At 60.9% G+C, this 14,172-nt stretch carries 13 protein-coding genes; 6 read left to right on the top strand and 7 right to left on the bottom strand.

Annotated elements, in window-relative coordinates; genetic code table 11:
• The first annotated feature begins 122 nt into the window (after positions 1-122).
• Together AC57B1_RS22675 and AC57B1_RS22670 are read left to right on the top strand one after the other, a co-directional pair.
• A complete protein-coding gene (locus AC57B1_RS22675) occupies positions 123-608 on the top strand; it encodes a GNAT family N-acetyltransferase (RefSeq protein WP_496418730.1) in 486 nt (161 codons plus the stop codon).
• A gap of 629 nt (positions 609-1,237) precedes the next feature.
• Complete coding sequence (locus AC57B1_RS22670; RefSeq protein ID WP_496418729.1) at positions 1,238-1,486, top strand: LysR substrate-binding domain-containing protein; 249 nt, start codon at positions 1,238-1,240, stop codon at positions 1,484-1,486.
• 151 nt (positions 1,487-1,637) lie between these two features.
• Here AC57B1_RS22670 and AC57B1_RS22665 read toward each other — a convergent pair whose 3' ends face one another.
• Genes AC57B1_RS22665 through AC57B1_RS22640 form a run of 6 tightly spaced genes read right to left on the bottom strand, consistent with a single transcriptional unit; the run spans position 1,638 to position 6,931 of the window.
• The gene (locus AC57B1_RS22665) at positions 1,638-2,606 is read right to left on the bottom strand and encodes a Gfo/Idh/MocA family protein (RefSeq protein ID WP_496418728.1); all 969 of its coding nucleotides are present in this window, start codon (positions 2,604-2,606) and stop codon (positions 1,638-1,640) included.
• A 38-nt stretch (positions 2,607-2,644) separates the two neighbouring features.
• Complete coding sequence (locus AC57B1_RS22660; protein WP_496418727.1) at positions 2,645-3,496, bottom strand: sugar phosphate isomerase/epimerase family protein; 852 nt, start codon at positions 3,494-3,496, stop codon at positions 2,645-2,647.
• The gene (locus AC57B1_RS22655; protein ID WP_408355375.1) at positions 3,411-3,830 is read right to left on the bottom strand and encodes a Dabb family protein; all 420 of its coding nucleotides are present in this window, start codon (positions 3,828-3,830) and stop codon (positions 3,411-3,413) included. The genes AC57B1_RS22660 and AC57B1_RS22655 overlap by 86 nt, the downstream gene beginning before the upstream one ends.
• Positions 3,831-3,832: 2 nt before the next feature.
• A complete protein-coding gene (locus AC57B1_RS22650) occupies positions 3,833-5,002 on the bottom strand; it encodes a dihydrodipicolinate synthase family protein (RefSeq protein WP_496418726.1) in 1,170 nt (389 codons plus the stop codon).
• A 7-nt stretch (positions 5,003-5,009) separates the two neighbouring features.
• Complete coding sequence (locus AC57B1_RS22645) at positions 5,010-5,789, bottom strand: 3-ketoacyl-ACP reductase (protein ID WP_496418725.1); 780 nt, start codon at positions 5,787-5,789, stop codon at positions 5,010-5,012.
• Positions 5,786-6,931, bottom strand: coding sequence for an acyl-CoA dehydrogenase family protein (locus AC57B1_RS22640; protein ID WP_408355384.1), 1,146 nt, complete (start codon positions 6,929-6,931; stop codon positions 5,786-5,788). Before AC57B1_RS22640 ends, AC57B1_RS22645 begins: the two co-directional genes overlap by 4 nt.
• Positions 6,932-7,143: 212 nt before the next feature.
• Between AC57B1_RS22640 and AC57B1_RS22635 the strand changes: the two genes are divergently transcribed.
• Positions 7,144-8,676, top strand: a complete 1,533-nt coding sequence (locus AC57B1_RS22635) for an acyl CoA:acetate/3-ketoacid CoA transferase (RefSeq protein WP_408355408.1) — start codon at positions 7,144-7,146, stop codon at positions 8,674-8,676.
• A 53-nt stretch (positions 8,677-8,729) separates the two neighbouring features.
• Here the strand turns inward: AC57B1_RS22635 and AC57B1_RS22630 are convergent, their stop codons facing one another.
• Positions 8,730-9,377: a TetR/AcrR family transcriptional regulator gene (locus AC57B1_RS22630; RefSeq protein WP_408355387.1), complete on the bottom strand. Its 648-nt coding sequence runs from the start codon at positions 9,375-9,377 to the stop codon at positions 8,730-8,732.
• Between the two features lie 244 nt (positions 9,378-9,621).
• On the opposite strand from AC57B1_RS22630, the gene AC57B1_RS22625 reads away from it, so the two are divergent.
• The 3 genes from AC57B1_RS22625 to AC57B1_RS22615 all read left to right on the top strand — a co-directional run bounded on the left by AC57B1_RS22625 (position 9,622) and on the right by AC57B1_RS22615 (position 14,112).
• Positions 9,622-11,130 carry an aldehyde dehydrogenase family protein gene (locus tag AC57B1_RS22625; protein ID WP_408355390.1) on the top strand — a complete coding sequence of 503 codons (1,509 nt, stop codon included), beginning with the start codon at positions 9,622-9,624 and terminating at the stop codon, positions 11,128-11,130.
• A 105-nt stretch (positions 11,131-11,235) separates the two neighbouring features.
• Complete coding sequence (locus AC57B1_RS22620) at positions 11,236-12,909, top strand: GMC family oxidoreductase (protein ID WP_408355393.1); 1,674 nt, start codon at positions 11,236-11,238, stop codon at positions 12,907-12,909.
• 123 nt (positions 12,910-13,032) lie between these two features.
• A complete protein-coding gene (locus AC57B1_RS22615; RefSeq protein ID WP_496418724.1) occupies positions 13,033-14,112 on the top strand; it encodes a sugar ABC transporter substrate-binding protein in 1,080 nt (359 codons plus the stop codon).
• The last annotated feature ends 60 nt before the right edge of the window (positions 14,113-14,172 follow it).

Genomic DNA, 14,172 nt, shown 5'->3' with positions numbered 1-14,172 from the left:
ATGCAGTGGCAAGCCGCGAGTGGGGGGCTGCCACTGAAGTGGCCCGAATTGGCGGGAAATATTTTCTGAAGTACGCTTGTAGCGTGCCTCTGCATGCCTCCCTATTATCCTGAACTCACCCTATGTCGCATTCCGTCGATGAACTTCTCGCGCTTGACATACTTACATTGCGTGAGCACACAGAACGAGCTGGCGACGCCTTTGACGTAGACGAACATCGGCAGAAATTGTGCACGTCCATGGAGGTTAATGAGGTGTGCACTGTGCGACGGAACGGGAAACTCGTGGCCTATGCAATGCTTCGCCCGGAAGCCGAAGCGTGCTGGTTCGTTGGTGCTTTTGTTACGCATCCCTTGCATCGAACGTACACCGTAATAAGTGAACTGTTCGCGAATATCGCGACTCTGGCGACCGAACGGGGAATCGGTGAGCTACGAAGCCATGTCTACAAGACCAACCGATTGTCTATCGCTTTCCACCGCAGGCTCGGATTTCTGGTGACGCGTGAGAACCACAAGGGCTTCGAGTTCTTTATCACACTGGATGAACTAGCCACGAAGCCAGCAGTACGGCGTGCCACCGCCCGAGCGACATCCCTCGCGGAGTAACGCGCAAAGCCCACTGTTCTCAATCGCAACGAGAGGCGCATATTCCTGAGAATGCATCCAAACGTCGGTCACCAAGAGCCCACGTTACACCGTTTGAAGGTCCGCTTTCTGGAAGCGGGAGTGACCGGTCAGGGTCGACATGTGCCCTTCGTAGGCAGTCTCGGTTCGTCCGCGGGCTTAGCCGTTCACACTAGGATGAAGCATTGTCACGATTGAAGCGCACCACGGTTCCTCGCAACTAAGCCTCCGCGGCAGCCGTGTCGCGCTGATTTTGCGGTCCAGCGAAAACCCGGTGACAGTGCCATCGCTGATGGTCGTCGTCGTGTGCTAACTTTGACCGTGTCTCAGGCTTGAGACTTCAACGCTGATATCGACCTTCTGATCGTTTTTCCCCGCAGACTTTGATGTCTCCCCATACGTAGTTTGGGCAGGCACCAGAGGCGGCGGGGAGCGGAAGAGGGCGAGGGCCTGTGCATCGTCTGCGACGCCCAGCGTGTTGGTGACCGCAGACGGGTTGGCGAAGCGGCCGGCACGAGTCCGCCAGGCGCGGCCGGACGCGTCGGCTCCGGGCGCAAGCGCTGCCAGCCAGACCGCGGGGCCGGCCGACAGGCTGGCGGTTTCTGGTCATTGTGACGGAGGTCGACACGCTCACCGCCATGAAGGACGTCGCCGTAAGTGGCCACGCGCTGACCATCCTGCCATTGCTCGCCATCAGGGAAGAGCAGAATGCGGGAGTGCTGAAGGGCGTTCGTAGTGAAAAGCCGGCGATCAAGCGCACGATTTCTTTGGGATTCAACAGGCAAAGGCCGCTCTCCAAGGCGGCACGGTTCGTGGGTAAGCGGCTTCGGGAACTGGCGACGGGGGTCCTTGATGGTTGATCGGATTGTGTCGACCGTGACCCGATGCGATTTGCGCGATCGCCAGGTCGCTGCCGCCTTCATTCGTACCGCCAATTTTTCGAAGCCCCGCGTTTTTTGTTCCTTGGCCTACCGCATCGGTCGATGCGTCGAGCGCTTAACGATTAAACCGTCATAAAAGTATCTGATCGATAACGCGCTGGTTGCCGAGTGAGTTCTCAAGAGTGAAAGATAATTTCGCCTTCTGCCCAAGCACTGCTCTCGCAAAATCTTCGACCATGAGTTGGTATTGGTCGACATCGCCGAACTCAACGGTGCGTGTTTGACCTGTCTCGTCCGAACGATGGCGAATTTGCGCGGGACCGTAGACTCCCGGATTGAAGGGGGCGTCAACGCTCAACCAGCCTTTCGTTCCATGAAAGATCATGTGTTGTCGGCGCGACAGTTGCGTGCCGCAGTAAAACGCCATCGAGAATTTAGGAAATTCGACGGTGCATCGGGCGAACCGGTCGGTACCGAAACGCGGATCGAGCAAAACCTCGGCGTGAACTCGCTCCGGTTCAAGTCCCGTGGCAAGACGCGCGGTCACGACGGGATAGACGCCGATATCGCGGACTCCGCCGCCCCCCAGGGCAAGATTGTTCTTGAGCGCATTGGGATCGTCGTTGAAGTATGTGAACGACCCTTCGATCAGTGTGAGTTCACCGAGCAGGCCCTGAGCAAGGCTGTCGCGAACAAAGGCCCATTGTGGGTGATGCGCAACCATGAAGGCTTCGCCGCATACCAGCCCTGTCTTGTCTCGCAAGGCGATCAACTCAAGCACCTCGCCACTGTTCATCGCGATCGGCTTTTCACATAGCACATGCTTGCCGCCGAGAAGCGCTTTCTTGCACCATTCGATGTGGCTCGCCGTTGGCAGCGGAATATATATCGCATCTACCTCGCTGCTTTCGATCACCGCGTCGTAGCTTGTCAAAACATGGTCGATTGCGTGTTTGCTTGCGAAAGCCTGCGCGCGGTTACGGTCGCGGCTGGCGACGGCGGTTACCCGGCCGTTGGACGAGCGCTGGATAGCCGGGACGACGAAGTTGTCGGCGATTTTTGCGGCACCCAGTACACCCCAGCGAATTTTTTCAGTCATTGTGTCTCCGTGTGTTCGTTTCGTTTAACGTGGCGCCGTTAACAAACGGTCTGCAGACGTTCGGCGCAGATGGCGAGTACTTCATCCGGTGCGCGTTGCCACCAGTTATCGGCCGAAAAAATCTCGGTTTCTACGAGGCCGTTGTATCCCGCTTGCTCGACGCACGACCGCACCGCCGGCAGATCGATGACGCCGTCGCCCATCATTCCACGATCGAGCAGCATGTCGCCGGTTTCGTGCAACCAGTCGCACACATGGAAGGCCATAATGCGGCCTGCCTTGCCGGCCGCCGCGATCGACGCGCTCAGATCAGGGTCCCACCAGCAGTGGTAAACATCGACCGCAATGCCGACCAGTCCCGACCGATCCGGGTCCACCATTTCACAAATCGTCATCGCCTGTGAGATGGTATTGACCACCGCGCGATTGGCTGCATACATTGGGTGAAGAGGTTCGAGTGCAAGTGGCACACCGCATTCGCGTGCGGTCTCCATCAGCATTGAAATGCCGTCCACCACCTGGCTTCGCGCACCTTCCAGATCGCGGCTACCTGGTACGAGGCCGCCGACCACCATCACGAAGCAACGTGCTCCGAGTATTGCCGCATCGCGCAATGCGGCCCGGTTTGCCTCGACATTCGCATTGAATTCGGCGGGCGTCGCTGCCGGCAGATAGGTCGAACGGCAATAGCCGGTCACGGCGAGATCAAGCGCTCTGATCTGCCGCGACAATTGCGCGACATCGCCTTCCTCGACCTCGCGGCGCCACGGCGCTATCCCACCAAAGCCCGCTTTGGCAACACGGTCAATCGTGCGACTGAGTGGCTCCCGATGGCCCAGCGTTGCGGTATTGATGGAGCACAGGTCGAGTCTTCCGTGAAGGGTTCTCATGGGTTTCCAGATCGATATCGAAGACGAGCAGACCTTGTGCACCGTCTTCAAGTGCCTCAAGAAGACGTGCCCCAATGGCTTGATGCGTGGGATGCGCCAGATAGGCAAAGCAGTCGTCGCGGCTCGCGAAATCCATCATGAAGCCGTCAGAAAACGTCATGCCATAGCCTTCCGGCGATACGTTGGGTCCGCTCTGAAAGTTGGTGAAGGCAATACCGGGTACTTCCGTCAGTCGCCGGATCTGCTCGAAGAACGCAAGGCGGCGTGCCGGTGTCACTTCGTGACGGAACCGGCAAAACACCATATGCCGTACAGGTCCTCCAGATCGGGCCATGATCAGTCTCCGCATCCTAGTGGCGCCATGACCTTGCGGATGCGAGTGATTGCATCGCCCGGATCGCGCAACAGGCCGGCCTGGTCGGCGAGGCGGAACACGTCGGCCAGGTAAGCAGGTGGCCGCATGCCGTGGTGACCGCCCGGCATAAAAAAATGATCCTGGAAGCCGTTCAGGTACGCGAGGAATACCACGCCCGTCTTGTAGTACTGCGTTGGCGCGCGAAAAATGTGACGCGAGAGCGGTACCGTCGGCCCCAGCAACCGGTTGAAGGTCTCGACGTCGCCCGCAGAGAGGGCGGTCAGCGCCTGAGAAGCCGCGGGTGCAATGGCGTCGAAAATGCCGAGAAGCGCATGCGAGAAATGCGTGCCGTCGCCGGCGATCAGCGCGGGATAGTTGAAGTCGTCGCCGGTGTACATCTTCACGCTTTGCGGCAGACGGCGGCGGAACGTGATCTCCTTCTGCTCATCGAGCAATGAGATCTTGATGCCATCCACTTTGACTGCATTGGCCTCGATAATGTCGAGGCAGACTTCCGCTGCTTCCGGAAATCCGGTTGCACCCCAATAGCCCGCGAGTTCTGGGTCGAACATGTCGCCGAGCCAGTGCAGGATCACCGGTTGATCGCACATGGCGAGCACTTCGCGATAGACGCGACGGTAATCGTCCGGTGAGCGAGCCACTTTCGCGAGCGCGCGGCTCGCCATCAGGATCACGCGCCCGCCTACGCGTTGAACGGCTTCGAGCTGCTCTGCATACGCGCGAATCACCTGGTCGCAATTGGTCACCGAAGCGGGCGTGATGTGGTCAGTGCCGCAACCCGAAGCGATGGCCGCCCGAGCGATATCGCGCGTGCCTTCGATGCTGCGCGTGATCAGTTCAAGCGCCGTGCTCCATGGCAAGCCCATGCCGCGTTGCGCCGTGTCCATGGCTTCCGCGATGCCGAGCCCCTGTTCAAGCAGATAGCGACGATAAGCGATAGTGCGATCCCAGTCGATGGCGGGCGCGGCGTTCAACTCACCGGCGCGCAACGGATCGGCCACCACGTGTGCAGCCGAGTACGCGATGCGGTTGAATTCGCGCGCGGGTGGCCGTGCTTCGAGCGGAGTGCCCTGCACGAAATACGTTTCCAGTGTGCCGGACGCGGATGGAAGTGTGATTGACGAGTTCATAGGTAGCTCAGTATTTGGTGACGAGCAGGCCGCCGTCGATACGGATTGCCTGGCCCACGCTGTAAGGGAGGCCACCGGTGGCAAGCGTGCGTACGGTGGTTGCGACTTCCTGCGGCGTGCCCCAGCGTTTGATGGCGGTCAGTCCCTGTTCGATCTGCGCGTCATAGCGCGCGCGGGATGGCGCGGTCATTTCGGTCTCGATCAGACCGGGCTGTACTTCATATACGCTGATACCGTGTTCGGCGAGCCGCAACGAGAACAGCGTGTTCCCCATCGACAGCCCGGCCTTGGATACGCAATATTCACTGCGCAAAGGCGACGCCGCGATCGCATTGGACGACGTGATCGTGATGATCGACGGATGCGCTGCGACGGCAGTGCCTTGGCGCGCCAGGCAATGTTTCGCGAATGCCTGCATGAGAAAGAACGTACCCCGCGTATTCACCGCAAGACAGCGGTCGAAACTTTCCGGGGTGACGTCGAGCAGGTCGCCGCGCGAAATCACGGACACACCTGCATTGTTCACTAGACAGTCGATCTGACCGTCTAGCGCGGCTTCGATGGCGCGTAAAGTTGCCGCATGCGAATCGATGTCCGCGAGGTCGGAGAGCGTTGCGATCGCATGTGCGCCGGTCTTCTGAACCTCGCTCACGGCGTCGTCGAGTTCGTCCGACGCCACGGCATCGGTCAGTGCGACGTCGAAACCCGCGCGGCCCAGTTCGATCGCGATTGCGCGTCCGATGCCGCGCCGGCTGCCGGTGACGAGGGCAATGGGTCGAGCGTTCATAGCGAGGCTCCGTTGGCAAGCAGATCACGCGCAATGATCGTGCGCTGGATCTGGTTGGTGCCTTCGTAGATCTGCGTGATCTTCGCGTCCCGATACAGGCGCTCGACTTCATAGCCGCGAATGTAGCCGCTGCCGCCGAAAATCTGCACGGCGTTGGCGCTGTGTTTGACGGCGGTATCGCCCGCAAAGCACTTCGCCATCGAGCATGCAATGCTTGCGCGGTCGCCCGATTCGAGCCGGTCGGCGGCGTCGAGGACGAGCAGGCGCGCGGCCTGTATATCTGTCGCCATATCCGCGAGCATCCATTGAATGCCCTGTAGCTCAGCGATATGGCTGCCGAATTGTTTGCGGGTTTGCGAGTATTCGAGCGCCGCTTCGAGCCCGGCTTGCGCGATGCCTACCGCCAGCGAGGCGATCCCCACACGGCCCTTGTCGAGTGCGCTCATCATCATGTGAAAGCCGCGGCCTTCCGTGCCGAGCAGCGCGTCGCGCGGCAACTTCACCCGGTCGAAATTCAGTTCGCCGACCTGCGATGCTCGCTGCCCCATCTTGTGCTCCTTGGGGCCCTTCGATACGCCCGCCGAGGAACAGTCCACGATGAAAATACTCATTCCACGCTTGCCCGCCGAGGGATCGGTCCGGGCGAGTACGAATGCCACGTCGGCAACGGGAGCGTTGTGAATCCAGAGCTTGGCGCCATTGAGTTCCCAGCCCGCACTCGTGCGTGTCGCCGTCGTGCGGATGCCGGAGACATCGGTGCCGGCGTCGGCTTCCGTAATGCAATACGCCGGCCGCAGTTTCGCGCGCAACAGCGGCTCCATGTAGGTCGCGCGTTGCTCGTCGGTACCGTGGACGGAAAGAAGGGTGCCAACCAGCTCGAGCAGCCCGCACTGGTCCGCTACGGACGCGTAGCCGCGCGACAGTTCTTCCATCACGAGTGCGTATGCCGTGACGTCAAGTCCGGCGCCGCCGAACTCTTCCGGCACCGTGATGCCGAACAGGCCCAATTCGCCCATCTGCGCGTAGATCTCCGCCGGGAAGCGTTCCTCGCGATCCAGTTCCTCCGCGACTGGACGGATCACTTCCTGAGCGAAGCGCCGGGTGGTTTCACGAATCTGCTGATGCGTTTCTGAGAGTTTCATGCTGTCTCCGTCCTCGTGATGGGCACCTGTTTTGTGCCTGGTTTGTGCCGTGCAGGTAAACCCGAGCATCGGGTTTCATTGCTTGAATTACATCGTTTCGTGTGCCAACATTGCCAACAAGTAACCATCTGGGTGGTTATTTAAAACCAACGAATCACCGATGTCAACGAGCTTTGTGGCCGATCGGACAGGAGGGTAGTTTGAAAAACTGGATGCAAGCCGAAGATGCGGTCGAGCAGATCTTCGATGGGGCGACCATCGCTCTGGCCAGTAACGGCGGCGGGATGCTCGAGCCGGACGCCGTGCTCGCGAAACTGGAGCAGCGCTTTCTCGAAACTGGGCATCCACGGGATTTGACGGTGGTGCACGCGCTCGGAATTGGCGATGGCAAGGGCAGCGGTCTTGGCCGCTTCGCTCACCCGGGGATGGTGCGGCGCGTCATCGGCGGACACTGGAGCTGGTCGCCGGCCATGCAGCAAATGGCGAAAGAGAATGCGTTCGAGGCGTATAGCTTCCCGGCGGGCGCAATCTCGACACTGCTGCGCGAAATCGGAGCGGGACGGCCGGGGCTCGTCACGCACGTCGGGCTGCGTACGTTCGTCGATCCGCGTATCGACGGCGGCAAGATTAATGCGCGCGCAACCGAGAATCTCGTTGAGCTGATCGAACTCGATGGGCGTGAGTATCTGCGCTACAAACCGTTCAAGGTCGATTTCGCGATCGTGCGTGGTTCATCGGCGGATGCGGCCGGCAATGTCACGTTGCGTCGTGAGCCCGTCGACCTCGACACATACGCGGCGGCCCTGGCTGCGCACAACAGTGGCGGTCATGTGATCGTGCAGGTCAGGGAGCGCGAGCCGGCGGGCCACGTGCCGGCGCGACTGGTGCGTATTCCGGGTGTCCTCGTCGACACCCTCGTCGAGACGCCGGCCGCGCCGCAGTGTGCGATCGCCGATTACGATCCGACACTGAGCGGCGAATCGCTTGGGACGATCGCCGACGGTTTCTATGAAGTGCCAGGTGGCATTCGTCGAATCATTGCGGAGCGCGCATCGCATGAATTGCATGCTGGGCATTCGGCGAATTTCGGATTCGGCATCCCTGGCGGTATTCCGGGTTTGCTCGCGCAGGCGGGGCGGCTCGGCACGTTCTGGGGAACGGTCGAGCAGGGCATTCACAACGGCGCGATGGTCGATGGCCCGATGTTCGGATCCGCGCGAAACGCGGATGCGATCCTCTCGAGCGTCGACCAATTCGATTTCTACAGCGGCGGCGGCGTCGATATCTCGTTTCTCGGAATGGGAGAGATGGACGGCGATGGAAATATCAACGTCTCGAAACTGGGTTCGACCGTGGTTGGGCCGGGCGGCTTTATCGACATCACGCAAGGCGCCCGCAAGATCGTTTTTTGCGGCAGTTTCGAAGCAAAGGGTCTACAGGTCGAGCAGGTTGGCGAGCGGCTGAAGATCGTGTCGCCGGGCAGTGTGCCGAAACTCGTCGAGCGCGTGCAGCACATTACGTTCAGTGGCGTGCAGGCGCGTATCGCCAGGCAGGAGGTGCTGTATGTGACGGAACGCGCCGTTTTCAGGCTCGAAGAAAATGGCGTTCGGCTGATCGAAGTATCCGAAGGTGTCGATATCGAGCGAGACGTGCTGGCACGGATGGGCTTTCGTCCGCTAGTGGACGACGCATTGCTGGCCCGCAGCCGGGGCGGTGCGGACAAGCCCAAGGAGCAGGCAGCGTGATGAGCGGGCACGCGCCACGGAGCGCCGTTGCCCGGCGCTCCGTGCGTCGTCAGTCAGGCGCGCACAAGCCGGAGAACGGTTTCGATGTTGAAGTCGAGACGATTTTTCAACGCCTCCTTGCTCATGAAGTCGATGTCGAATATCACGCCGCTGGTGAAGCGGTTGGTCAGGTAGTAGTAGCCGACCGCTGCCATGGTGATGTGCAACTGACGGGCGTCGACACCGGGGCGGAACACGCCGGCCTTCACGCCGCGGTCGAGAATTCCCTGCAACATCGAGATGAAGCCGTGATGCAACTCCTTGAACCGCTCGGAATTCTTGACGTGCCGCGCCTTATGAAGATTCTCGCTGTTGACGAGCGTCATGAACTCGGGATTCTTCAGGTAGTAGTTCCACGTATGCGTGGTGAGCGCAACCAGGGCGTCTTCCGCCGACAGGTGTTCGAGGTTGAGCTTCTGTTCGGCGTGGCGGATATCGGCGTACGCATCTTCGAGCACGGCCTGGAAGAGTTCCTCCTTGCTGCCGAAGTAGTGATAGATCATCCGCTTGTTGGCCTTCGCGCGCGTGGCGATGGCTTCGACGCGGCCACCGGCGAGGCCAAGCTTGGCGAACTCTTTTTTGGCGGCCTCGAGAATGCGCGCCTTGGTGACTTCGGGGTCTCGCTGCCGGGGCGGTGCAGCGCTGGCGGCGGTTTTTTTCAATGCCCGGCTGGGGGGCGTGCTCGCAAGGGTCATGACGGATTTTGGCTGCAATGAATGAGTGGGGACGGTCGTTGTCGATTTCGCGTCGTGGCACCGACTATAGACCAAAAAAGCATTGCCCGGAAGTAACCGGATGGTGCAGAATGGGGCGCAAAAATGTCATGGGCACCGCGGCCGCTGCGCGATTGCCTTACACCTGCGATGCGTCACGTGGCGCGCGTGGGAGCAAATACTGGAGGCTGGAATGAGCAATCTGAACGAACTGGCAGCATCGCTTCGTCTTCCGTCGGAACCTGTGCGAACGCCGATGTTCATCGACGGCAAGGACTACCTTGCGTCCGCCGGCGAATTCGTCACGCGCAAGAGTCCGGGCCACGGCGTGCCGGTGACATCCACCGCGCGTGCGTCGGTCGAGGATCTGAACGTGGCCGTGGCTGCCGCCCGCCGTGCATTTGACGATGGACGCTGGTCGCGTCTGTCGGGTGAACAGCGCGCGACGGTGCTCCTGAAAACCGCGAGCCTCATCCGGGAAAACGTGGAGACGCTCGCCTTCCTGGAAACCCTTGAAAGCGGCAAGCCGATCGGCCAGTCGCGCGGCGAGGTCAACGCTGCAGCAGGCATCTGGGAATACGCTGCGGGCCTGGCGCGTATTGCGCACGGCGATTCGCACGACAACCTGGGCAGCGACATGTTCGGCCTTGTCGTGCGTCAGCCTGTCGGTGTGGTGGGTATCGTCACCCCCTGGAATTTCCCGTTTTTCATTCTGTCCGAGCGTCTACCGTTCGTGCTGGCGGCCGGGTGTACAGCGGTGGTTAAACCCGCCGAGCTTACCTCGACCACTACACTCAAACTCGCCGCGCTGCTCACTGAAGCCGGACTGCCTGACGGCGTCGTGAACGTGGTGACCGGGCTCGGCTCGAAGGTGGGGCAAGCTCTCGCGGAACATATGGATGTCGACATGGTGTCGTTCACCGGTTCAACGGCAGTGGGCCGTTCGGTGTTGACTGCAGCGGGCGGCAACATGAAGAAGGTCGGGCTCGAACTCGGCGGCAAGAATCCGCAAATCGTGTTCGCGGACGCCGATCTCGCCGATGCCGCCGACGCCATCGCCTTTGGCATCTGTTTCAACGCGGGTCAATGCTGTGTATCGGGCAGCCGTCTCGTCGTGCATCAATCGGTGGAAGAAGAACTCGTCGCGCGTGTCAAGGGTGTGCTTGAGAAGGTCCGGGTGGGCGATCCGCTCGATGCGTCGAACCACGTCGGCGCGATTGTCGAAGCGCGCCAGTTTGACAAGATCTGCGGTTTTATCGCAGCGGGGAAACGTGACGGTGCGCAACTGGTGCACGGCGGCACGTCGAGCCAGGAAGGCGAGCGCTTCTTTATCCAGCCCACCATGTTCCGCAACGTCGAGCCGCATAGCGCGCTGGCGCAGGAAGAGATCTTCGGACCCGTGCTGTCGGTCACGTCATTCGACACCTTTGAACAGGCCATCCGGATTGCCAACGGCGTGCCGTATGGGCTCGCCGCCAGCATCTGGACGCGTGATCTGCAAGGGGCGATCAGGAGCTTTCGCGACGTGCAGGCCGGCCGCATTTGGGTCAACTGCACCATCACCGGTGGCCCGGAAATGCCGATCGGGGGCGTCAAGCAGTCGGGCATCGGCCGAGAAACGGGACGCTACGGCGTCGAGGAATACACCGAGCTGAAGTCGGTTCACGTCCAGTTGGGCAATCGTCCACGCTGGATCGGCTAATTCGGCCCAGCTCAAACAAGCGGCCGTCGAGAGCCGCTGTGCGGGCCTGAGAGATTGCGGAGTCGCGCGCGGCAGTGTGACTGCAGAACAGTATCGGAGACAGCAATGTATGACTATGTGATCGTAGGTGGCGGCGCAGCGGGTTGCGCGCTGGCGGCGCGTCTGAGCGAGGACGCTGGCAACCGGGTTTTGCTTCTCGAAGCCGGACCCGCCGATACGGATCCGTATATCCACATGCCGGTTGGCTTCTTCAAGATGACGGCAGGTCCTTTGACCTGGGGCTATCGCACGGCGGCGGCGGCGGAAACACAAGGGCGGCAGATTCCGTTCGCACAGGGCCGTGTGCTCGGCGGTGGCGGCTCGATCAATGCGATGGTCTACACACGGGGTCAGCCTTCGGACTATGACGGCTGGGAGCGCGACGGCTGCACGGGCTGGGGGTTTCGCGACGGCGTGCTGCCGTACCTGCGCCGTATGGAAGACAACGAGCGTCTATGCAACGAGTATCACGGCGTTGGTGGCCCGCTCGGTGTGTCTGATCTCATCAGCGTGAATGAATTGACCAAAGCGTTTGTGCTGGCGGGACAGGAAGCGGGCATGCCGCACAACAGCGACTTCAACGGCGCGCAGCAGGAAGGCGTTGGCGTATATCAGGTGACGCAGCGCAACGGCAAGCGTTGCAGTGCAGCCGTTGGCTATCTGCGCGACGCTCGCTCCCGGCCCAATCTGACCGTGCGAACCGGTTGCCTCGTCTCGCGTGTGGTCATCGAAAACGGCCGCGCAATCGGCGTCGAATTTGCGCCGGACAACGATCGCTCGAACGTGACGATTGCGCGCGCCGAACGCGAAGTGATCGTCACAGCTGGGGCGATCGGCTCGCCGAAGTTGCTGATGCTCTCGGGTATCGGGCGTGCGGAAGATCTGGAGCGGGCCGGCGTGAAACCCGTGCATGTCCTGAACGGTGTCGGACAGAACCTGCAGGATCACTTCGATATCGACATCGTCTACGAGTTGAACGGCGCGTACAGTCTGGACAAGTATTCGAAGAAGCACATGATGCTGCTAGCCGGCCTCGAATACAAAATCTTCAACAAGGGACCGGTCACGTCCAATATCGCCGAAGGCGGCGCCTTCTGGTATTCGGACAGCAGCGTGCCAACGCCCGACCTGCAGTTTCACTTCCTGCCCGGAGCCGGCGTCGAAGCCGGGGTGCCGCCGGTGCCGTCTGGTTCGGGTTGCACGCTGAACTCCTATTTCCTGCGGCCGCGCAGTCGCGGCAGCGTCACGCTGCACAGTGCCGATCCCGCCGACGCACCGGTGATCGATCCTGCTTATATCCGCGATCCGTACGATCTGAAGGTTGCGGTTGACGGTATCCGTCAGAGCCGCGAAATCATGAGTCAGAAGGCACTGAGCAAATACATCAAAAGCGAGCACTTCCCGGGCGGCAACGTGCGCACGCAAGCCGAGTACGAGACTTACGCGCAGCAGTACGGACGCACTGGTTACCACCCCGTCGGCACCTGCAAGATGGGCATCGACGAACTGTCGGTTGTCGATCCGCAATTGCGCGTGCATGGTATCGCCGGACTGCGTGTCGCCGATTCATCGGTGATGCCGCGCATCGTCAGTTCGAATACGAACGCGCCCACGCTGATGATCGCGGAAAAAGCCGCGGACCTGATTCGCGGTCTGGTCGCCATACCGGCGCCCGCGATTGGCCGGCTCGCGGGTATGCCGGCTCGCGCCGCGCGCGAGAGTTCGGTCGCGGCGGTCTGACAGGAGGCGAGGCGGAGCGATAAAGAGTGGCCTGAAAATCGGGCTATTCTGGATTATTCATAAATATCCGGTTATTTATAACCATCCCTGTTGCAAGGGTTCTTTTGGCTTGGAGGAGACATCATGTCGAAACAGGATCAACACACAGGCGTTTCGCGCCGCGACTTTATCAAGCTCGGCGCGGGTGCGGCATTTGCCGCCGTGGGCGGTGGCATGTCGGGGCTTTCGTTTGGCGCGGGACAGACCACGCTGGCCTGCTCGTTCCGCTCGCTGACCAACCCGTATTACACCGCGTTCAACAAGGGCGCACAGAACTTCGCGAAGAGCGTCGGGCTGCCGTACGTGCCGCTCACAACCGAAGGCAGCTCGGAAAAAGGTATTGCGGATATTCGCGCGCTGCTGCAAAAGACCGGCGGCAACCTCGTGCTGAACGTCGACCCGAACGACTCCGCCGACGCGCGCGTGATCGTCGAAGCCTGTTCGAAAGCCGGCGCGTACGTCACGACGATCTGGAATAAACCCAAGGACCTGCATCCGTGGGATTTCAACCCGAACTACGTCGCGCACATGTCGTTCGACGGCGTGGCGTACGGCGAATCGACCGCGACCGAGTTGTTCAAGGCGATGGGCGGCAAGGGTGGCGTGGTGGCGATCGGCGGCATTTTCAGCAACGTGCCGGCCATCGAGCGCAAGGCGGGCCTGATGGCGGCGCTGAAGAAATTCCCGGATATCCAGTTGCTGGACTTTCAGGTGGCGGACTGGGACTCGCAGAAAGCCTTCCCGATCATGCAGGCGTGGATGACGCGCTTCAACTCGAAAATCAAGGGCGTGTGGGCGGCGAACGACGACATGGCGCTGGGTGCTATCGAAGCGCTGCGCGCAGAAGGGCTTGCCGGGCAACTGCCGGTCTCCGGTATGGACGGCACGCAGCCGGGGCTCGCCGCGATCAAGGCGGGTGAACTCGTGACTACGGTCGACTGGGATCCGTACTGGCTCGGCGGCATCGGTCTCTCGATGGGTCTTCAGGCGCAGCAGAAGAAGCTACAGGTTGCGTCGCTGCCTAAGGATCAGCGTGAATCGTTCTGCAAGGCGACCCTCGTGAACAAATCGAACGTACAGACGGTGATGGCGCGTGCAACAGCGCCGAACGCCGATTGGAACAACCTCTACGCCCGTGTCGCGGGCCCCGTGGTGTATCGATGAGCAAACTAACCGCAGCGCCTACCCGGCAGGCCGTAAGCACAACAACAACCGGGCTCGGAT

It is taken from the genome of Paraburkholderia sp. BGA-UO-ETr-F21 (genome assembly GCF_059567925.1).
This window is presented reverse-complemented; position numbering and strand designations above follow the sequence as displayed.